15 protein-coding genes and 2 tRNA genes are annotated in these 18,141 nt (G+C 69.9%); 10 read left to right on the forward strand and 7 right to left on the reverse strand.

What is annotated here, in order from left to right:
• Positions 1–84: 84 nt before the first annotated feature.
• The 6 genes from ehuB to ABZ098_RS31600 all read left to right on the forward strand — a co-directional run bounded on the left by ehuB (position 85) and on the right by ABZ098_RS31600 (position 4,336).
• Positions 85–990 carry an ectoine/hydroxyectoine ABC transporter substrate-binding protein EhuB gene (gene ehuB, locus ABZ098_RS31575; protein ID WP_356596962.1) on the forward strand — a complete coding sequence of 302 codons (906 nt, stop codon included), beginning with the start codon at positions 85–87 and terminating at the stop codon, positions 988–990.
• Positions 987–1,685, forward strand: coding sequence for an ectoine/hydroxyectoine ABC transporter permease subunit EhuC (gene ehuC / locus ABZ098_RS31580; RefSeq protein ID WP_356596964.1), 699 nt, complete (start codon positions 987–989; stop codon positions 1,683–1,685). The genes ehuB and ehuC overlap by 4 nt, the downstream gene beginning before the upstream one ends.
• Positions 1,682–2,332, forward strand: coding sequence for an ectoine/hydroxyectoine ABC transporter permease subunit EhuD (gene ehuD, locus ABZ098_RS31585; RefSeq protein ID WP_356596966.1), 651 nt, complete (start codon positions 1,682–1,684; stop codon positions 2,330–2,332). The genes ehuC and ehuD overlap by 4 nt, the downstream gene beginning before the upstream one ends.
• Before the next feature lie 10 nt (positions 2,333–2,342).
• Positions 2,343–3,119 (forward strand): ectoine/hydroxyectoine ABC transporter ATP-binding protein EhuA, encoded by a 777-nt coding sequence (gene ehuA / locus ABZ098_RS31590; protein WP_356596968.1) that lies wholly within the window; start codon positions 2,343–2,345, stop codon positions 3,117–3,119.
• A gap of 221 nt (positions 3,120–3,340) precedes the next feature.
• Positions 3,341–4,099: an IclR family transcriptional regulator C-terminal domain-containing protein gene (locus ABZ098_RS31595; RefSeq protein WP_356596970.1), complete on the forward strand. Its 759-nt coding sequence runs from the start codon at positions 3,341–3,343 to the stop codon at positions 4,097–4,099.
• A gap of 163 nt (positions 4,100–4,262) precedes the next feature.
• Positions 4,263–4,336: transfer RNA gene (locus tag ABZ098_RS31600), tRNA-Lys, on the forward strand.
• Here the strand turns inward: ABZ098_RS31600 and ABZ098_RS31605 are convergent.
• The 4 genes from ABZ098_RS31605 to ABZ098_RS31620 all read right to left on the reverse strand — a co-directional run bounded on the left by ABZ098_RS31605 (position 4,302) and on the right by ABZ098_RS31620 (position 9,670).
• Positions 4,302–5,954, reverse strand: a complete 1,653-nt coding sequence (locus ABZ098_RS31605; RefSeq protein ID WP_356596972.1) for a long-chain-fatty-acid--CoA ligase — start codon at positions 5,952–5,954, stop codon at positions 4,302–4,304. The genes ABZ098_RS31600 and ABZ098_RS31605 overlap by 35 nt on opposite strands.
• 502 nt (positions 5,955–6,456) lie before the next feature.
• Entirely contained in the window at positions 6,457–7,062 is a 606-nt protein-coding gene (locus ABZ098_RS31610; protein WP_356596974.1) for a lytic polysaccharide monooxygenase, read from the reverse strand.
• A 96-nt stretch (positions 7,063–7,158) separates the two neighbouring features.
• Positions 7,159–8,268: an SPFH domain-containing protein gene (locus ABZ098_RS31615; RefSeq protein ID WP_356596976.1), complete on the reverse strand. Its 1,110-nt coding sequence runs from the start codon at positions 8,266–8,268 to the stop codon at positions 7,159–7,161.
• A gap of 40 nt (positions 8,269–8,308) precedes the next feature.
• On the reverse strand, positions 8,309–9,670 hold the full coding sequence (locus tag ABZ098_RS31620) for a peptidoglycan-binding protein (RefSeq protein WP_356596978.1): 1,362 nt from the start codon (positions 9,668–9,670) through the stop codon (positions 8,309–8,311).
• A 153-nt stretch (positions 9,671–9,823) separates the two neighbouring features.
• Between ABZ098_RS31620 and ABZ098_RS31625 the strand changes: the two genes are divergently transcribed.
• The 3 genes from ABZ098_RS31625 (at position 9,824) to ABZ098_RS31635 (ending at position 14,455) form a co-directional block, all read left to right on the forward strand.
• A tRNA-Lys gene (locus ABZ098_RS31625) sits at positions 9,824–9,897 on the forward strand.
• Positions 9,898–10,490: 593 nt separating this feature from the next.
• On the forward strand, positions 10,491–12,521 hold the full coding sequence (locus ABZ098_RS31630; protein ID WP_356596980.1) for a glycosyltransferase family 2 protein: 2,031 nt from the start codon (positions 10,491–10,493) through the stop codon (positions 12,519–12,521).
• The gene (locus ABZ098_RS31635) at positions 12,518–14,455 is read left to right on the forward strand and encodes a kelch motif-containing protein (RefSeq protein ID WP_356596982.1); all 1,938 of its coding nucleotides are present in this window, start codon (positions 12,518–12,520) and stop codon (positions 14,453–14,455) included. Before ABZ098_RS31630 ends, ABZ098_RS31635 begins: the two co-directional genes overlap by 4 nt.
• Positions 14,456–14,531: 76 nt before the next feature.
• Here ABZ098_RS31635 and ABZ098_RS31640 read toward each other — a convergent pair whose 3' ends face one another.
• Positions 14,532–15,572, reverse strand: a complete 1,041-nt coding sequence (locus tag ABZ098_RS31640) for a glycoside hydrolase family 6 protein (protein WP_356596984.1) — start codon at positions 15,570–15,572, stop codon at positions 14,532–14,534.
• A 163-nt stretch (positions 15,573–15,735) separates the two neighbouring features.
• On the opposite strand from ABZ098_RS31640, the gene ABZ098_RS31645 reads away from it, so the two are divergent.
• Positions 15,736–16,515: a GAF and ANTAR domain-containing protein gene (locus tag ABZ098_RS31645; protein ID WP_356596986.1), complete on the forward strand. Its 780-nt coding sequence runs from the start codon at positions 15,736–15,738 to the stop codon at positions 16,513–16,515.
• 296 nt (positions 16,516–16,811) lie between these two features.
• On the opposite strand, the gene ABZ098_RS31650 is transcribed toward ABZ098_RS31645, so the two are convergent.
• Complete coding sequence (locus tag ABZ098_RS31650) at positions 16,812–17,561, reverse strand: class F sortase (protein WP_356596988.1); 750 nt, start codon at positions 17,559–17,561, stop codon at positions 16,812–16,814.
• Between the two features lie 6 nt (positions 17,562–17,567).
• A complete protein-coding gene (locus ABZ098_RS31655) occupies positions 17,568–18,095 on the reverse strand; it encodes a hypothetical protein (RefSeq protein ID WP_356596990.1) in 528 nt (175 codons plus the stop codon).
• Positions 18,096–18,141: the final 46 nt, after the last annotated feature.

Consider the following 18,141-nt stretch of genomic DNA (forward strand, 5'->3'; position numbering starts at 1 on the left):
CCCTCGCCGGTCAAGAGGGCCTCGCTGGAAACAGGGCTCAAATCGATCCGCATAAGTCGCATCCGGTCGGGTAGCCGCGCCGCCATGGCTCCACCACTGGAACACGGCGAACACATATCCGGGACCACCCGCCGATCGCTGCTCGCGGGGGTGGCGGCGCTCGGCGCACTGGGCACCGCCGGCTGCTCACGCGTGGCCACCGCCTCCACCAAGGGCGGCGGTGAACTGCTCGACCGGCTCAGGGCGGCGGGTGTCGTACGGCTGGGAATCGCGGGCGAGATCCCCTTCGGTTACATCGACAAGAACGGCGACCTGACCGGCGAGGCGCCGGAACTCGCGAGGGCCATATTCAAGCGGCTCGGCGTGGACCGGGTGCAGCCCGTGCCCACCGAGTTCGGCTCGCTCATTCCCGGACTGAATTCGCAGCAGTTCGATGTCGTGGCGGCCGGGATGTATGTCACCCCGGAACGCTGCGAACAGGTGATCTTCGCCGATCCCGACTACCAGATGCTCGATTCCTTCATCGTCCGCAAGGGAAATCCAAAAGGTCTCCACAACTACAAGGACGTCGTCGAGAAGAAGGCGAAGTTCGCCACCGGTACCGGTTACGCGGAGATCGGGTACGCCGTCGAGGCCGGTTACAAGGAGAGCGACATCCTGATCGTTCCCGACCAGGTCGCCGGGCTCAACGCGGTGGAGGCGGGACGCGTCGACGTGTTCGCCGGGACCGCGCTCACCACCCGTGAGGTGGTGAAGAAGTCGGCCAAGGCGGAGGCGACGAAGGCCTTCACCCCGACCGTGGGCGGCAAGCCGCACGTCGACGGGGGCGCGTTCGCGTTCCGCCGCACCGAGACGAACCTGCGGGACGCCTTCAACGTCGAGCTGCGGAAGCTGAAGAAGAGCGGGGAGCTGTTCCGGATCCTCAAGCCCTTCGGGTTCACGCAGGCCGAGATGACGGACCTGACCGCGAAGGAGCTCTGCGGCGGATGACTTCCGGACTCTGGGAACTGGTGCTCAAGGGCGTCTGGACGACGGTCCAGCTGCTGGTGTTCAGCTCGCTGCTCGCCGCCGCCGTGTCCTTCGTGGTCGGTGTCCTGCGCACCCACCGGCTGTGGATCGTCCGCTTCCTCGCGGGCTTCTACACCGAGGTGTTCCGCGGTACCTCCGCGCTGGTGATGATCTTCTGGGTGTTCTTCGTGCTGCCCCCGGCCTTCGGCTGGCAGCTCGTGCCGATGTGGGCGGGCACGCTCGCACTGGGGCTGACGTACGGGGCGTACGGCTCCGAGATCGTGCGCGGGGCGCTCAAGGCGGTCGACCCGGCGCAGCAGGAGGGCGGGATCGCGCTGAGCTTCACGCCCTGGCAGCGACTGCGGCTGATCCTGCTGCCGCAGGCGGTGCCGGAGATGATCCCGCCGTTCTCCAACCTGCTGATCGAACTGCTCAAGGGCACCGCGCTGGTGTCCGTGATGGGCATGGGCGACCTGGCGTTCAGCGGCAACCTGGTACGGCTCGCGCTCCAGGAGAGCGCCGGGATCTACACGTATCTGCTGCTCATCTACTTCGTGATCGCCTTCCTGCTCACCCGGCTGATGCGGGGTCTGGAGAAGAAGCTCAAGGCGGGGGTCGGCAAGGAGCCCGCGCGTGAGGTACAGGTGCCCCAGCCCGTCGGAGGTGGTGTCGGATGACCTGGGACTGGAGTGCCGTAAGCGACTTCATGCCGCAGTTCTGGGACGGTCTGCTGGTCACCCTGCAGGCCCTCGCGCTCGGCTCGCTGATCTCGTTCGCGCTCGGCCTGGTGTGGGCGCTGCTGATGCGCGCGCCCTCGCGGTTCGTGCGCTGGCCGGTCGGGGTGGTCACGGAGTTCGTGCGCAACACCCCGCTGCTGGTCCAGCTCTTCTTCCTCTTCTACGTGCTGCCCGAGTGGGGCGTGACCCTCTCCGCGCTGACCACCGGTGTCATCGGGATCGGGCTGCACTACTCGACGTACACGATGCAGGTCTACCGGGCCGGTATCGAGGCGGTGCCGGCCGGTCAGTGGGAGGCGGCGACGGCGCTGAACCTGCCACGGGTGCGGACCTGGCAGGTGGTGATCCTGCCGCAGGCGATCCGCCGGGTCGTGCCGGCCCTCGGCAACTACGTGATCTCGATGCTCAAGGACACGCCGATGCTGATGGTCATCACGGTCCTGGAGATGCTCGGCGAGGCGCGGCTGTTCGCGCAGGAGCACTTCCAGTTCACCGAGCCGCTGACCGTGATCGGCGTGGCCTTCATCGTCATCTCCTACCTGGCCTCCCTTCTCCTGCGATCCCTGGAGCGACGTCTTGTCCGCTGACACTCCCCTCATGAAGGAACCCGACGCGAACACCAACCCGCCGGTGGACGGCAGTGAGCTGATCCGCTTCGAGGACGTGACCAAGCGCTTCGGCTCGAACACCGTCCTGGACCGGCTGAACTTCTCCGTCGACTCCGGCAAGCACGTGACGCTGATCGGCCCCTCCGGGTCCGGCAAGACCACGATCCTGCGGATGCTGATGACGCTGACCAAGCCCGACGAGGGCACGGTCACCGTCGACGGGGAGAAGCTGTTCCCGGCGCCGGAGAAGCAGCTCCGCGAGGTGCGCAAGAAGATCGGGATGGTCTTCCAGCAGTTCAACCTGTTCCCGAACATGACGGTCCTGCGCAACATCACCGAGGCGCCCGTCACCGTGCTCGGCATGTCCAAGGACGAGGCGGAGGCACGCGCCCTCGAACTGCTCGACCTGGTGGGGCTCGCCGACAAGGCGGGGGCCCGGCCGACCCAGCTCTCCGGCGGGCAGCAGCAGCGGGTGGCGATCGCGCGGGCCCTGGCCATGCGGCCGCGGGTCCTGCTGCTCGACGAGGTGACCTCGGCGCTCGACCCCGAGCTGGTCGCCGGCGTCCTCGACGTGCTGCGGGACATCGCCCGCACCACCGACATCACGATGCTCTGCGTGACCCACGAGATGAACTTCGCCCGGGACATCTCCGACCAGGTCCTCATGTTCGACTCCGGCCGCATCATCGAGTCGGGCCCGCCGGAGAAGATCTTCAGCGACCCCGCGCAGGACCGCACCCGGGAATTTCTCAGCGCGGTTCTCTGACCGCCAGAAGTGAACAACGTTCAATGTCCGAGGTCCCGGACCCGGGTCATGTCTCTGGCATATGCCAGCGTGTCAGCGCCCCTGCTGAGAGGGCCCGGCCCGGGGACGGAATCTCGTCAACAGCCGCTCACTACAAGCCGTTTGCCGGTTATCGTGGAAGGGATCGCTGTCTGGATTACGGCCCAGTAGTAGTGCGACCGAGCGAGCGCAGGGGGAACACCGTGGCGCTGAAGCACGAGCCGACCGCGCCGTACCACTCGGCCCAGGACGCGCTGCGCGTCCTGGAGACCGTGGCACGGCACACCGCCGGAGTCACCGACACCGAACTCGCCCGTACCACCGGCCTCGACCCGGAGCGACTGACCACGCTCCTGAGGATGCTGCGCCGCGAGGGGTACGTCGAGCAGGTCGCCGACGGCGCGTACGTGACCGGAGCCGCCCTGACCAGGCTGAGCTCCGCGCACGACCGTGACGAGGCCCTGCGCGACAAGCTCCAGCGCACCCTCGACGAACTGCGCGACTCGATCGGCGCGGCCGTCTACATCAGCCGGTACGTCGACGGCGAGGTCACCATCGCCCAGTACGCCGACGGTCCCGCGACCCCGGCGGTCAACGAGTGGGTGGACTTCCGCTCCTCCGCCCACGCGACCGCGCTCGGCAAGAGCCTGCTCAGCCAGCTCGACCACAACGGCCGCCGCGACCACCTCTCCCGGCACCGCATGACCCGCCTCACCTCGCGCACCATCACCAACGACAGGCTGCTGCTCTCCCGCCTGGAGGCCCAGCCGCCGACGGTCCCCCACCTCGACCTCCAGGAGTACGCGGTGGGCACGGTGTGCGCGGCGGTGCCGATCACCGCGGGGTCGTTGGTCGGGTGCCTCGCGCTGTCCCTGCCGGTCGACCAGGCCCACCGCCTGCGCCAGGCGACGGACCGGTTGAACCGGGGTGCGGCGCCGGTTCTCCTGTCACTGGCGATCTAGGGGCGGGGTAGAAGGCCGTCTGTCGTCCGCGGGTGCGTGGGGGCTGGTCGCGCAGTTCCCCGCGCCCCTGAGTGGGCTCACCCGCCCGTGGTCAGAAGCACCCCCTCCGACCGGGTAGTATTTTCTCTGTCGCCAGCCGCCGAAGGCGGAGGGCGAGAGTCATGCGCCGCTAGCTCAGTTGGTTAGAGCAGCTGACTCTTAATCAGCGGGTCCGGGGTTCGAGTCCCTGGCGGCGCACCGGTGAAGGGCCTTTCGTGGGAGCGAGAGGCCCTTCGGCGTTTTCCGGGGCCAGTCTCCGGTACGTCTTCGTGCCCGGCGGCCGCCACCACACCGGGTCCGTGCAGCGCACGCCTTCCTTCCTGAGCCGTGCCCGCTGGATCTTGTTCGTCGCCGTGACCGGCATCCGTTCCACCACTCGCACGAACCGGGGCGCCATCTTCGTGCCGAGGTCGGGCTGGGCTGCCAGGAAGTCGGCGAAGGCCACCGGATCGAAGGTCCCCGCGATCGTCGCCATCACCTGGTCCCCGGTCACCGGATCCGGCACGGCGTACACGGCGACGGCGTCCGCCCCCTCATAGCGCGCCAGGATGTTCTCGATCATCGCCGCCGCCAGGTTCTCGCCGTCGACCCGGATCCGGTCGTCGGTGCGGCCCGCGAAGTAGAGGTGGCCGTCGGCGTCCCGGTAGAAGAGGTCCCCGGTCCAGTACCAGCCACCGCGCCGCCGCTCGGCCTCCGCCTCAGGGTTGCGCCAGTAGCCCTCGAAGGGGTTCGGCGCCTTGTTCACCAGCTCACCTATCGCCTCCTCCCCGTTCAGCAGCCGCCCGGCCGCGTCGAAGCGCGCGGGTGGACACTCCTCCCCCGTCTCCTGATCGAGTACGACGAGCCCGGGCCCCGCCCGCCCGACCGCGCCCCGCGGAGTCCCGGGCGCCCACTGGATCGCCGCGCCGCCCTCGGAGGACCCGTAGCCCTCGACCAGCCGCACCCCGAACCGCCGCTCGAAGGCCGCCGCGTCCACGGCCCCCGCCTCGGTGCCGAAGCCGAGCCGCAGCGGGTTGTCCCGGTCGTCCGCGCGCTCCTCGGTGGCCAGGACGTACTGGATCGCCCGGCCGACATAGGTGAAGTACGTCGCCCCGTACGCGCGCACGTCCGCCAGGAACCCCGAGGCCGAGAACCGCCGCCTGAGCGCGACGCCCGCCCCGGTCGCCAGCGCGGGCGCCCAGTCGGCGATCACGGCGTTGCCGTGGAACATCGGCATGCAGACGTAGTGCACGCCGTCGGGGCCGAGCCGGAACTGGTCGGCCAGTGAGCGCCCGGCTGCGGCCAGCCGACCCTGGGAGCAGAGCGCGGCCTTGGGGGCGCCGGTGGAGCCGGAGGTGAAGTAGAGCAGCAGCCGGTCGCCGGGAGCGGCGCGGGAGCTGTCCGGTTCGGCGTCGGCGTAGGGCGCGAGGAGGGTGTCGTACTCCTCGGTGCCGGTCACCAGGAGGCGGACGCCGGGGAGGTCGAGCCCTCGCAGCAACGGCAGTCGGGAGGCCTCGATGATCAGCAGGCGGCACTCGGTGTGCAGGATGTCGCGGGCAAGTTCGGGGCCCCGGCGGGTGGGGTTGATGCCGGCGACGGCGGTGCGGGCGAGGGCGGCCGCGCTCAACCAGAGTGGGTATTCGGGGGTGTTGTCGAGCAGTACGCCGATGTGGGCGCCCGGCCCCGGCAGCAGGTCGGTGAGCAGTGCGGCCCGGGCGGCGGCGCCCGCGGCGACCTCGTGGTGGGTGAGCACCCGCCCCTCGAACCACAGCCCTGGCCGGTGGTCGCCCCACCGCCCGGCGACCAGCTCCGCGACCGTACGCCTCCTGGAGTCCATGGGGACGTACGGTAGTTGACGGTCCGTCAGATGTGGAGGTCGAGAACATACCGCCCGCGTTCACCGCGTGCTTGCCGTGGCCCGGAGCGTGAGCCGGGCCACGGCCGTGGCGCGCTCCCCCGGGGGGCTGAATGCAGCTCGTGCGGGGGAACCTACCGTTCCTCAGCAGTACGCGGCCGAGGCCTCGTACTGGCACGCCCCGAACGGTCTTGAGCGCACTGGTCCCCGGCGTACTCATCCCCGGGGCGGCGACACGCATCCCATGCGTGGTCCGGTCCCGGGAGGCCAGTTCCCTCACGACCAGGCCCGTCGAGGGCGGCCGAGGCGACGGGGAGGCCCTGAACCATCTCGCTGGTGGAGCAGGGGCCCAGCACACCGACGCCACACCCGACGTTCCAGATCGCACCACGGATCACGCTATCCCGGCTCACGTACGACACAGCAGGCCAGGAACCCGATCATCACACGATCGAGTTAGCGCACGCCCCGCCCCGAGTGCCGTTCAGAACGTGACGTCCGAGCAGGCGTAGAACGCGTTCGCCGTGTCGGCGATCGTCCACACCGCGACGATCACATGCCGTCCGCTGAGCCCGGACGGCAGGGTGCCGCTGTGCGAGAGGGTGGAGGGGGGTCGCTGACCGTTGTAGGGGACGGTCAGGAACGGGGTGAGGTTGAGGTCGGAGCGGGCCAGGTTGTGGTTCTGGTTCCAGCCCGGCTTGGTGACGTAGTACTTGAAGTCGGTCGTGGCGTGCATGGCGGTGAACTGCCAGCGGAACGTGTAGCTCTGCCCGCCCGTCACCTTGGTCGCCGGCCAGGCGGCGCCCGACGGGGTCCGCGGCGCGCTGAGCTGACTGAACTGGCTCAGGCCTGCGTTGCATATCTGGCCGTCGGCGGGACCGGAGGCCGGGAAGCCCTTCGGGCCCTCGACGCTCTGCGGCTCCCACTGGATCGAGCCGCAGTTCGCCACCGTGCCGTTCTGGCAGAGCTTCTGCCTGCTGATGGGGAGGTCGGTGTAGCCGTGGCTGCTGGCGCCGCCGGAGGAGAGGACGAGGGCGCCGGTGGTGGCGAGGCCCACCACGGCGGCGTACCACTTGGTCTTTTCGCGCATGCTGCTGCTCCTGGAGAACGTGGGGGAGGTTCAGTGAGCTTGCAGGTCTAGACCAAGTCCCAGATTATTACTGAGCGTTGAACATGTCCATACCAACTACGCCCCTTGTTCTCCGCGCCCCGCGCAGAACGCCACCGTCAAGTCCTTCACCAGCGCCTTGCGTTCGTAGTCGTCCAGCTCCACCAGGCCCCGCATGGTCAGCCGGGTGACCGTGTCCTCCACCGAGTCCACGACCGAGGTCAGCATGGTGGCCCGCTGCTGGGCGTCCAGCGCGGCGATCCGGCGGCGGTGCATCGCGGCGGCGACCTCGGGGGCGTACTCGACGCGCAGCGGCTGCACCGAGAACACCTCGACGCCGACGGGCGCGGTCTCCGCGGCCACCAGCCGGGTCAGCGCCTCCCCCGCCGCGTCAGCCGAGCCCCGTCCCGAGCCCGGCGCCTCCACCGGAACCCGGGCGAGCGCGGCCTCGACGCACTCGCGCAAGTACGTCTCGTGGTCGTCGACGCCGAGAGTGGCCCGCGCGGTGTCCCGCACCCGCCACACCACGAGGACGACGACCCGCAGCGCGACCCCGCTCGCGTCGGCGGCCGCCATCGGCTCACCGCGCCAGTGCCGCAGCCGTACGTCGACCCGGCGGCGCAGCAGCAGCGGGTTGACCCACATCAGGCCGGTGCGCCGGACGGTCCCCCGGTAGCGGCCGAACAGACCGAGCACCCAGGCCCGCCCGGTCCGGCCGCGGGCCAGCCCGCCGAAACCGAACAGACCGAGGGCGCCGGCTCCCGCGTACGCCCCCCACTGCACCGGCCCCAGACCCGCGCCCGCGTAGGCCGGAACCCTGAGCGCCTCCAGCGCGAGCCTCGGCAGCACGCCGGCGCACCACGAGGTCACCGCGCACCCGGCCAGTCCGCAGGCACCGGCGAGGACGCCCACCGAGCCCGGCAGCACCCGCGCGGGGCGCTCGGTCAGGTCGGGGTCGACGTCCGGGGCGGGCCGCGGGGTGACCTGGCCGGGCCTGCGCAGCCGGGGCTGTTCCCCGGTGCCCTGGCGGCGGGACACCACCGCGGGCTTCAGCGGGACCGACACGGGGTCCGGGTCGTCACGGAAGAGCAGGTGGACCGGGATCTCGGTGGTCGACTCGTTCTGGATGAGCCGGGCGGGGCGTGCGTGGCCCTCGGACTCCGGTGTGGGTGAAGCGGTCGTCGTCATGCGTGTCTCCAGCCTCCGCGCCAGATGTCACCACAGGTGGTTACGAGAAGAGCCGCCGCCAGGTCTCCGGTCCCGGGTAGCCGTCCGCCGCGCCGCCCCGCCAGCCCTGGGCGCGCTGGAAGGCCTCGACGCCCCGTCGGTCCGCCTCGCCCCAGCGGGGTCCCGGTCCGGACGTGTAGTACCTGCCGAACCCTTTCTTCACGAGCTGTCCGCCCAGCCGGGTGACGTACTCGTTGGTCGCGCCGGGCCGGAACATCGCGCGTCCGGGGTAGCCGGGGACCCCGTGCGAGGCGGGCGCGGGCGGACCCGCCGTCCCGCTCCCCCCACCCGCCGGCTCGATGTCCTTGCCCCTGCCGGTCACCAGCAGCGTCCAGGTCTGCGCCCCGGGCAGCCCGTCCGCGTCCTGGCCTCGCCAGCCCTGCGCCCGTTGGAACGCCTGGGTGGCCCTGCGGTCCGCGTCCGTCCAGCGGGGGCCGGGACCGGAGGTGTAGTAGCGCCCGGCGCCGCGCCCCACGAGCATGCGGCCGAGCTGGGTGACGTACTTGTTGTCGGCCCCGGGGCCGAAGTAGGCGGCTCCCGGGTAGGGCGTCACCGTGGGCGCCTCCGGCTTGGCGTTGTCCGGCACGGGCGGCTCGGGCGTGCCGGGTTCGGGCGTGCCGGGCCGGGGCGGGTCCGGCTCCGTGCCCGCCGTGGCGCCCGCGAGCCCCTTGTACCGGTAGGCGACGTACCGGTCCGAGTTGCTCCAGTAGGCGTACGGGGTGGCCTGCTTGCGGGCGTAGGGGCGGGTCTCCTCGTAGGCGAGGTAGTAGGTGTGCGTGTAGTCCGTCCAGCCGCCGAAGATGACGACGTGGGAGCCCTGCTCGGGGTTGGCGGGGTTGTGGAAGAGCAGGATGTCGCCGGGCTGGAGGTCGTCCTTGGCGATCCTGATCCCGTACTTGGCGAGGCTGCCGGTCCACTCGTTGCCCGGCAGGTTCCAGGCCATGGACACGAAGCCCGAGCAGTCCTGCCGGTAGCCGTCGCCCCAGTAGGCGGACATGCTGTACGGCACCTTCGCGGCGACCCACTGCTTGGCCCGCCGGATGATGTCGGCGCGGGTGGTGGTCGGCGCCTTGACGACCGAGGGCCTGCCGCCGGGGCCGTGCAGCGGGGCCTTGCGGCCCTGGGGGGTCTCGGGCTCGTCGACCGAGGGTCCCCCCGGACGGGCCGGGGCGTGGGGGGCGGCGAAGGCGGGGGCCGCGTGGACCGCGCCGAGGGCGGTCGAGGCCGCGGCGGCGAGGATCACGGCTCGGGTGGTGGCGGGGTGGCCGCCGGTCGAGCGGGGCAGTACGCGCCGCCAGTGGACGCAGCCGGGGCAGTCGCAGTCGCTCGCGGGATCGATCTCCTCGAACACCGGAGTCTCCATGCGACGCCCCTCACGCTCCAGGTAGAAATGTCCGCAACTGTGCACGTTCGCCAGTTTCTCAACTGTCGCCCGCACGCGCATGCTGACGGTCCGAATGATGTACGGCGACCCGGAGCACCCTCTCGGGTCGGGTAGAGTTGTGCAGGTCAGCAGGCGCCGCTAGCTCAGTTGGTTAGAGCAGCTGACTCTTAATCAGCGGGTCCGGGGTTCGAGTCCCTGGCGGCGCACAGACGATGGCAGGCCTCCCGTGGAAGCGGGGGGCCTGCCGGTTTTGAAGGAGGTGCTCCTTGGGAGCGCGCGCAACTGTGGAAGGCCCCTCGCTCAGGCGGGGGGCCTTTTTGTGTGGAAGGCGCTTACTGCCGTGGGGGGCCTTGCCGCATGGACGGCGCTCGCCCCTGCGTGCGGCTTCTCGCGGGGCAGGGGGTGAACCCGGCCGAGCCGGTGGCCGTACGGATGTCCGCAAGGACTCCACGAGGCCCCCACAGGAGCCACAATGAACGCGTATGACCGGTAAACACCGCGTTTCGCATCTTGCGATCATGATGAGCACCGTAGAACCCTGGTTTTCAAGATGCTGCGTATACGCGGCAGTTGGGGGGCAAGGAGACGGTTGCCGGTGTTGCGGGGAAAGGGGGCCCCGCTTCGGAGGACGCCGAGGGGGGCGTCTGCAACCGGAAGGTCGCTGTTACCTGTCTAGTGATGTGAAGAATGTGGTGACTGCGGCCCACCACTGATACGTCTGTGAAGGTCGAGGGGGACCGGATCAGCCGTAAGGAAACGACAACACGCGGCCCGTCCGCGTGTGGGGGGATGACTCATCATGACGTCGACGCCGACGGGCGCCCGGCAGAACTTCGACCCGTCCGACACCACACAGCTCAGGCTGCCTTCGCATCGGACCGGCACACTGCGCCGGATAAAGAAGACGCTTCCGAAATACGACTACGAGCACTACAGCAGACTGGCCGGTCCCCTCACACAGCCCGACCCGAGCCGGCCCTACAAGGTGCAGTACCGCTCGCTGATCTCGCAGGAGCCGCACCGCATCCGGGTCGCCCTGATGCTCGCCGCGGCCCCGCTGCTCTCGCTGGTCCTGCTGGCCTGGCTGCTCCAGCCGGAGCACTGGACCGAGCGGGACTACCCGGCCTTCTCCTGGCTGCCGGCCCTGGACATCGTCATGCTCGTCTCGATCGGCCTGATCGAGTTCTTCCGCTGCATGAACGTGCTGTCCAACGCGCACGCCACCCTGGTCGCCCGCGACCCGGTCCCGGTGGTGCCCGAGACCGGCACCAGAGTGGCCTTCCTCACCTCCTTCGTGCCCGGCAAGGAGCCGTTGGAGATGGTGACCAAGACTCTGGAAGCCGCGGTGCGGATCCGCCACCGCGGCCTCATGCACGTCTGGCTCCTGGACGAGGGCGACGACCCGGCGGTCAAGGAGGTGTGCGCGCGCCTCGGTGTGCACCACTTCTCCCGCAAGGGCGTCGAGAAGTGGAACCAGCCCAAGGGCCCGCACCGTGCCAAGACCAAGCACGGCAACTACAACGCCTGGCTGGACGCGCACGGCGACCAGTACGACTTCTTCGCCTCGGTCGACACCGACCACGTGCCGCTGCCCAACTACCTGGAGCGGATGCTCGGCTTCTTCCGCGACCCGGACATCGGCTTCGTGATCGGCCCGCAGGTCTACGGCAACTACGACAACTTCGTCACCAAGGCCGCCGAGTCCCAGCAGTTCCTCTTCCACGCCCTGATCCAGCGCGCCGGCAACAAGTACGGCGCCCCGATGTTCGTTGGCACGTCGAACGCCGTGCGGATCAAGGCGCTCAAGCAGATCGGCGGGCTGTACGACTCGATCACCGAGGACATGGCCACCGGCTTCGAGATCCACCGCCACAAGAACCCGGCGACGGGTCGCAAGTGGCGCTCGGTCTACACGCCGGACGTGCTCGCGGTCGGTGAGGGCCCGAGCGCCTGGACCGACTTCTTCACCCAGCAGATGCGCTGGTCGCGCGGGACGTACGAGACGATCCTCAAGCAGTACTGGAAGGGCTGGTACTCGCTGCCGCCGAGCAAGCTCTTCAACTACACGATGATGATCATCTTCTACCCGATGTCCGCCCTCAACTGGATCCTCGCGGCCCTGAGTTGCGCGCTGTTCCTGGGTCTGGGCGCCTCGGGTGTGAACATCGACCCGACCGTGTGGCTGATGCTCTACGGCAACGCCTCCGCGCTCCAGATCGGCCTGTACATCTGGAACCGCCGCCACAACGTCTCCCCGCACGAGCCCGAGGGCTCCGGCGGTGTCGCGGGCATGGTGATGTCGGCGCTGTCCGCCCCGCTGTACGCGAAGGCGCTCGTCGACTCGGTGCTGCGGCGCAAGAGCAAGTTCGTGGTCACGCCCAAGGGTGACTCGGCCAGCCCCGACCGGTGGTTCGGCACCTTCCGCTACCACTGGTACTTCATCGCGATCTTCGGCGGCTCGATCGGTGCCGGTGTCGCCCTCGGGCACTCGCACCCCGCGATGATCATCTGGGCGACCTTCGCCATGCTGATCACCGCGACCCCGATCCTCACCTGGCGGCACATGCTGCGACAGGCGAGGAAGAAGCCCACCGCGCCCGCCGAGGCGCCCCAGGCACCGGTGGTCCCGGCGCAGGTCCCGGCACAGGTCTCGGCGCACTACCAGCCGCAGCCGCTGCCCGCGCAGCACACGCCGGCCCAGCACGCCCCCGCCCACAAGCCGACCTGGGCCGCCGCCCCGAAGCCGGACTCCGGGGGCTCCGCGGACGACGGGGGCAACGACCAGACCATGCAGATCGCCCTTGGTGGACTTGGGGGACGTAAGGAATGAACGACCGTGCAGGCCGCCGCCGCGCCCGTCGACTCGCGATCGGTACGGCGGTGGTGCTCGCGCTGGCCGGGATGAACGGCCCGTGGCTGTACCGCTTCGGGACGGAGAAATACCACCAGTACCAAATCAACAAGCCCGAGTACAAAGCCGAGAACGGCAAGTGGGAGATCGTCGACTTCCCCGAGGAGTACCGGCAGAACACCATCCACGCGGCGCTGCTGCGCACCGGGAAGGTGCTGCTGGTGGCGGGCTCGGGCAACAACCAGGACAACTTCGACGCGAAGAAGTTCGACACCCGGATCTGGGACCCGGTCAAGGGCACCATCAAGAAGGTGCCGACGCCGAGCGACCTGTTCTGCACCGGGCACACGCAGCTCGCCAACGGCAATCTGCTGATCGCCGGTGGCACCAAGCGGTACGAGAAGCTCAAGGGTGACGTCACCAAGGCCGGCGGCCTGATGATCGTGCACAACGAGAACCCGGACCGGCCGATCACCCTGCCCGCAGGCACCAAGTTCACCGGCAAGGAGAACGGCAAGACCTTCGTGTCCAGGGACCCGGTCGTCGTGGAGCGGGCCACGAAGGTCTTCGACAAGGCGACCGGGAAGTTCCTGCGCAACACCCCGGGCCTCGGGCGCATCTACGTCGAGGCCCAGAAGAGCGGCCGCACGTACGAGACCGGCACCCAGGACAACTACCGGATCCAAGGGCTCACCGGGACGGACGCGCGCAACACCTACGGCATCGCGCAGAAACTCGCGCTCGACAAGAAGGACTTCCAGGGGATCCGGGACGCCTTCGAGTTCGACCCGGTCGCCGAGAAGTACATCAAGGTCGACCCGATGAAGGAGGCCCGCTGGTACCCGACGCTCACCACCCTGAGCGACGGGAAGATCCTCAGCGTCTCCGGGCTCGACGACATCGGGCAGCTCGTCCCGGGCAAGAACGAGGTGTTCGACCCCCGGACCAGGAAGTGGACGTACACCTCGAAGATCCGTCAGTTCCCGACCTACCCGGCGCTGTTCCTGATGCAGAACGGCAAGATCTTCTACTCCGGGTCGAACGCGGGGTACGGGCCGGACAACGTGGGGCGTGAGCCAGGAGTCTGGGACGTGGACAGCAACAAGTTCACGAAGGTCCCCGGGCTCAGCGACGCCGACGAGATGGAGACCTCCGGGACCGTACTGCTGCCTCCGGCGCAGGACGAGAAGTTCATGGTGATCGGGGGTGGCGGGGTCGGCGAGTCCGCGCGGTCCAGCAACAGGACGCGGATCGTGGACATGAAGGCGGACAGCCCTCGGTTCGTCGACGGGCCGACACTGGAGAAGGGGACGCGGTACCCGCAGGCGTCGATCCTTCCCGACGACTCGGTGCTGGTGTCCGGGGGGTCGGAGGACTACCGCGGGCGCGGGGACTCCAACATCCTCCAGGCCCGGCTGTACCACCCGGACACCAACACGTTCGAGTCGGTGGCCGATCCTCTCGTGGGGCGCAACTACCACTCCGGGTCACTGCTGTTGCCGGACGGGCGGGTGATGTTCTTCGGGTCGGACTCGTTGTACGGGGACAAGGCGAACACGAAGCCGGGTGTCTTCGAGCAGCGGATCGAGATCTACACGCCGCCTTATCTGTACCGGGACTCCCGGCCGTCCCTGTCCGGGGGGCCGCAGACCATCGCGCGGGGTTCGTCCGGGACGTTCACCTCTCCGCAGGCTTCCGTGATCAAGAAGGTGCGGTTGATCCGGCCCAGTGCGTCGACGCACGTGACCGATGTGGATCAGCGGTCCGTCGAGCTGAAGTTCACGGTGTCCGGGGACAAGGTGAAGGTGACGGTGCCGGAGAACAAGAACCTGGTGCAGTCGGGGTGGTACATGCTGTTCGTCGATGACGATCAGGGGACGCCGTCGAAGGCGCAGTGGGTTCGAGTGCCGTAGGGCCGAAACAACGCTCCCGCACCTTGGTTTTTCGGGTGCGGGAGCGTTGGGGCTCGTCGCGCAGTTCCCCGCGCCCCTAGGTACCTGAAGCTCGCGCCAGTTTCAACGCGTAGGTTGGCCACCATTGGCCCGCCTTCGGGCCGCCCTTGCACTCGCCGTCCGACTCGCCCGGGCGCTTGACCCAGAGGTAGGCGTCCACCAAGGGGTCCGCCGTCTTTATGGTCGGGGTCTCGCCCAGGGCCCTGCCCGGTGGGTTGCACCACCGCTCGTTCTCGTCGCCGGCCTTGTACGGGCCGTTGCCGTTGCGGCTGGTGTCGATGACGAAGTGCTTGTCGCCGACCTTCGAGGAGAGCTGCTTGCCGTAGGCGATGGAGTCCTCGGTGGAGTAGAAGTTGGAGACGTTCACCGAGAAGCCGTCGGCCTTCGCGATGCCGGCCCACTTCAGGGGCTCGAAGATCTGGTCGGGGTGGCCCCAGCCGGCGTTGCCCGCGTCGAGGTAGACCTTGGTGTTCTTCAGGGACTTGAGCTTCTCGACGGCGCCGGTGAGCAGGTCGTAGCGCTCCTCGTGGAACTCGTCCTCGGTACAGCCGTCGACCAGGTGCAGGACCGCGTCCGGTTCGAGGATCACCGTCGTCGACCGGTCGCCGATGCCCGCGGCCACGCCGTCGATCCAGGCCCGGTAGGCGTTGCCGTCGGCGGCGCCGCCCTGGGAGTACTGGCCGCAGTCGCGGTGCGGGATGTTGTAGAGGACGAGCAGGGCCGTACGGCCGGCCTTGTCCGCGGCCTCGGTGAAGCCGCGCGCCTCCTGCTCCGGGTTCTCCGGGCCGATCCACTCGCCGGTCGGCTGCTGGGCGATCTTGCGGATCTGCTCGGCCTGGTCGTCCTTGCCGCTCTTCAGGTACGCGGCGACCTGCTTGGCCGCGTTGCCGTCCGGGTTGACCCAGAACGGGTCGGCCTCCTTGGGCTGTTGGGTGATCCCCGCACCGGCCGTGCCGCCTTCGCCCTCTTCCTTCGGATCCTCGGGCGTCGAACACGCGGCGAGCAGCAGTGCCGCCCCCAGCACCGCCGCCGAAGCCCGTGCGCGGGATGCCTTCCTGGCCCCCCTGCTGACGTACATCCAATTCCCCCCTGGGTGCACTGTGGCAAGTCTCAATCGTGACACACCGGTCGCGCCGCCCACGAGGTCGCCGGAGCCTTGTCCAGGAGCTGTTACAGCCTCGAAGGTCGGGGTAGGTGCGCGCCGTACGGGGGCGCTCGTCGATGAAGGGGAGTGCTCAGCGATGCGGTACGCCACCAGGGAGATCCGGCTGGCCTCGGCACTGGTGGAGGCCGCGGACACCCTCGTCGACGGCTTCGAGGCCACCCGGTACTTACAACGCGTCTCCGATCACTGCGTCGAACTGCTGCACGCGCGGGCGGCCGGGGTGATGCTCATCGACGGCGGCCGGTCGGTGTCGCTGGCCCCCAGCAGCCGGCACGAGCAGGTGGCGCTGGACCTGCTGGAGGCGCAGCACGGCGGCGGCCCCTGTCTGGACAGCTACGGCTCGGGCGAGCCCGTACCGCCGGTCTCCATACGGGTCGCCCACGCGGCCGCCCGCTGGCCCGACTTCACCGAACGGGCCCTCGGGCACGACATCGTGACGACGTTCGCGGTCCCGCTGCGCCGCCGCGAGAACCTGCTGGGCGCCCTCAACGTGTTCGTGCCCACGCTGCCCGACACCGCCCCGGCCGACGGCGTCACCTCCGAGCTCCATGTCGCCCAGGCCCTCGCCGACGCCGCCGCCCTCGGTCTGCAGAACCGTCACACCTATGCCCAGTACCGCACTCTGTCGGGTCAGTTGCAGGAAGCCCTGTCCAGCAGGGTCCGCATCGAGCAGGCCAAGGGGATGCTCGCCGAGCGCTGGAGCGTCCCGGCCGACCAGGCGTTCATGGCGCTACGGCAGTACGCGCGACGCCACCGGCTGCCCCTGGACCAGGTGGCGGGCGCGGTCATCGAGGGCGTCGCGGACGACGCCGCACTGCGCCGGGAGATCGACGGGAGCGCCGACGGACCCGCGTAGCACCCTGGGCCACCAGGGCGTATGACGCAGAGCCACCGGGACGGGACCTGGCGTACATCAGCCTCTAGGCCCAGGCGCTCATCCGTTCTATTGTCTTCCCATACGGATACGGCCCCAGCCCCTGGCCGAGTCATCACCACCGAGCCTCCAGGCCTCCCGTGCCGCCGCCGGGTTACTCCCGCAGCCCGAGCACGCGCGGTCGAGGACCAGCCCGGTCGGCGACTTCAGGGGGAGCGGGTCGCCGACCGGGCCAGGTGATGCCACCCGCCGCCCCACCGGCCCGCGCCGGTCGGGTCCTACAGGCCCGTGCCGGTCAGATACGCCGAGACGATCACGTTGGCCGTGTAGCTGCGGCTCGCTCGGTCGAAGGTGCCGCCGCAGGTGACCAGGCGCAGTTCGGCGCGGCCCGGCTCGCGTGGGCCGTAGGCCTGGTGGGCGTCGAAGTGCTCGCGGGTGAGGACCCGTACGTCCTCGACGGTGAACTCGGCGACCCTGCCGTCGTCGCGGATCACGCGGATCGTCCCGCCCGGCTTGAGGGAGCTGATCCTGTGGAAGACGGCGGGCCGGGTCTCGGTGTCGAGGTGTCCCACCATCAGCGCGGTCCCGGCTGCCCCGGGTCGGGCGCCGGCCGCGTACCAGCCGACGACGCCGGGCTGGTCGAAGGGCGGTGGGTCGAGGGCACCCCTGGCGTCCAGGCCGCGGGCCACCACGGGCGCCTGCACCCCGAGCTCCGGGATGTCGAGGCGCTGCGGCAGCGCTCCCCTCAACGGGCGTGCCGCGGGCGGCAGTTCGACCAGTTCGGAAGGGGGCCCGATCGCGGCCACGTCGCCGGCGACCGGCGCGGACGGGCCGTGCCGTACGTCGGTGACCTCGCGTCCCCACAGCCACAACCCGAACAGCAGTACCGCCCAGGTCACGCCGGTCAGCAGCCGTCCGGTCCCGGAGGCGCGTCCGTGCGGGGCGCGACCGCCGTCCTGGTCGGAGAAACGGTCGGAGTGACGGTCGGCGAAGCGGCCGGAGAAGCGGTGGGAGAGGCGGTGGGCCATCGCCGGTCAGTCCGCCTCGCGGCTCCGGCGGCTGCGGCGCAGCACGACGGCCACCGCCGCGACCCCGGCGAGCACCAGGCCCGTCACCGCGTGCCCGGTGCCGGGCCCGGTGGCATGGGGCTCCATCGCGGAGAGGTGGGTGGCGGTCCAGCCGCCGCCCGCGTCGACGGGGGCGGCGGGGGACGCCGGTACGGAGCCGCCCAGCGCCGCCACGACGGTGATCCTGCCCGTCACCTCGACGTCGGCGCAGGTGATCCGCACGTCGTAGGGTCCGGGCTCGGCCGAGGAGCGGACGCGGGTCTCCCCGGCGAGGCTGCCGTCCGCCCCGGTCAGCCGGGCGCTCGCGACGAACGCGGCCGAGGCGGCGGTGGCCGTCTTCCCGGCGCAGCCGGTCACCCTCAGCGTGAGGTCGGCGCCGGCTGCGGGGGTCGACGGGGTCACCGAGACGCTGCGGCCGTCCGCCGCCTGCGCGGGCGGGGTGAGGGCCGCGAAAGCCAGGACGACGGTACAGACAGTGAGGCGTAGTGAACCCATCGTGAACCTCCAGATATGTGGAGAGTCCCCCGGGGGCTCCGGGCCC

The organism is Streptomyces sp. NPDC006335 (genome assembly GCF_040612795.1).
Classification (GTDB): domain Bacteria; phylum Actinomycetota; class Actinomycetes; order Streptomycetales; family Streptomycetaceae; genus Streptomyces.

Excerpts from the sequence above, each read along its gene's own strand:
- ABZ098_RS31615 (WP_356596976.1), bottom strand. The coding sequence starts at position 8,268 with ATGACGACGACCGCTTCACCCACACCGGAGTCCGAGGGCCACGCACGC.
- ehuC (WP_356596964.1), top strand. The coding sequence starts at position 987 with ATGACTTCCGGACTCTGGGAACTGGTGCTCAAGGGCGTCTGGACGACG.
- ABZ098_RS31620 (WP_356596978.1), bottom strand. The coding sequence starts at position 9,670 with ATGGAGACTCCGGTGTTCGAGGAGATCGATCCCGCGAGCGACTGCGAC.
- ABZ098_RS31605 (WP_356596972.1), bottom strand. The coding sequence starts at position 5,954 with ATGGACTCCAGGAGGCGTACGGTCGCGGAGCTGGTCGCCGGGCGGTGG.
- ABZ098_RS31635 (WP_356596982.1), top strand. The coding sequence starts at position 12,518 with ATGAACGACCGTGCAGGCCGCCGCCGCGCCCGTCGACTCGCGATCGGT.
- ABZ098_RS31650 (WP_356596988.1), bottom strand. The coding sequence starts at position 17,561 with ATGGCCCACCGCCTCTCCCACCGCTTCTCCGGCCGCTTCGCCGACCGT.
- ehuA (WP_356596968.1), top strand. The coding sequence starts at position 2,343 with ATGAAGGAACCCGACGCGAACACCAACCCGCCGGTGGACGGCAGTGAG.
- ABZ098_RS31655 (WP_356596990.1), bottom strand. The coding sequence starts at position 18,095 with ATGGGTTCACTACGCCTCACTGTCTGTACCGTCGTCCTGGCTTTCGCG.
- ABZ098_RS31640 (WP_356596984.1), bottom strand. The coding sequence starts at position 15,572 with ATGTACGTCAGCAGGGGGGCCAGGAAGGCATCCCGCGCACGGGCTTCG.
- ehuB (WP_356596962.1), top strand. The coding sequence starts at position 85 with ATGGCTCCACCACTGGAACACGGCGAACACATATCCGGGACCACCCGC.
- ABZ098_RS31630 (WP_356596980.1), top strand. The coding sequence starts at position 10,491 with ATGACGTCGACGCCGACGGGCGCCCGGCAGAACTTCGACCCGTCCGAC.
- ABZ098_RS31645 (WP_356596986.1), top strand. The coding sequence starts at position 15,736 with ATGCGGTACGCCACCAGGGAGATCCGGCTGGCCTCGGCACTGGTGGAG.
- ehuD (WP_356596966.1), top strand. The coding sequence starts at position 1,682 with ATGACCTGGGACTGGAGTGCCGTAAGCGACTTCATGCCGCAGTTCTGG.
- ABZ098_RS31610 (WP_356596974.1), bottom strand. The coding sequence starts at position 7,062 with ATGCGCGAAAAGACCAAGTGGTACGCCGCCGTGGTGGGCCTCGCCACC.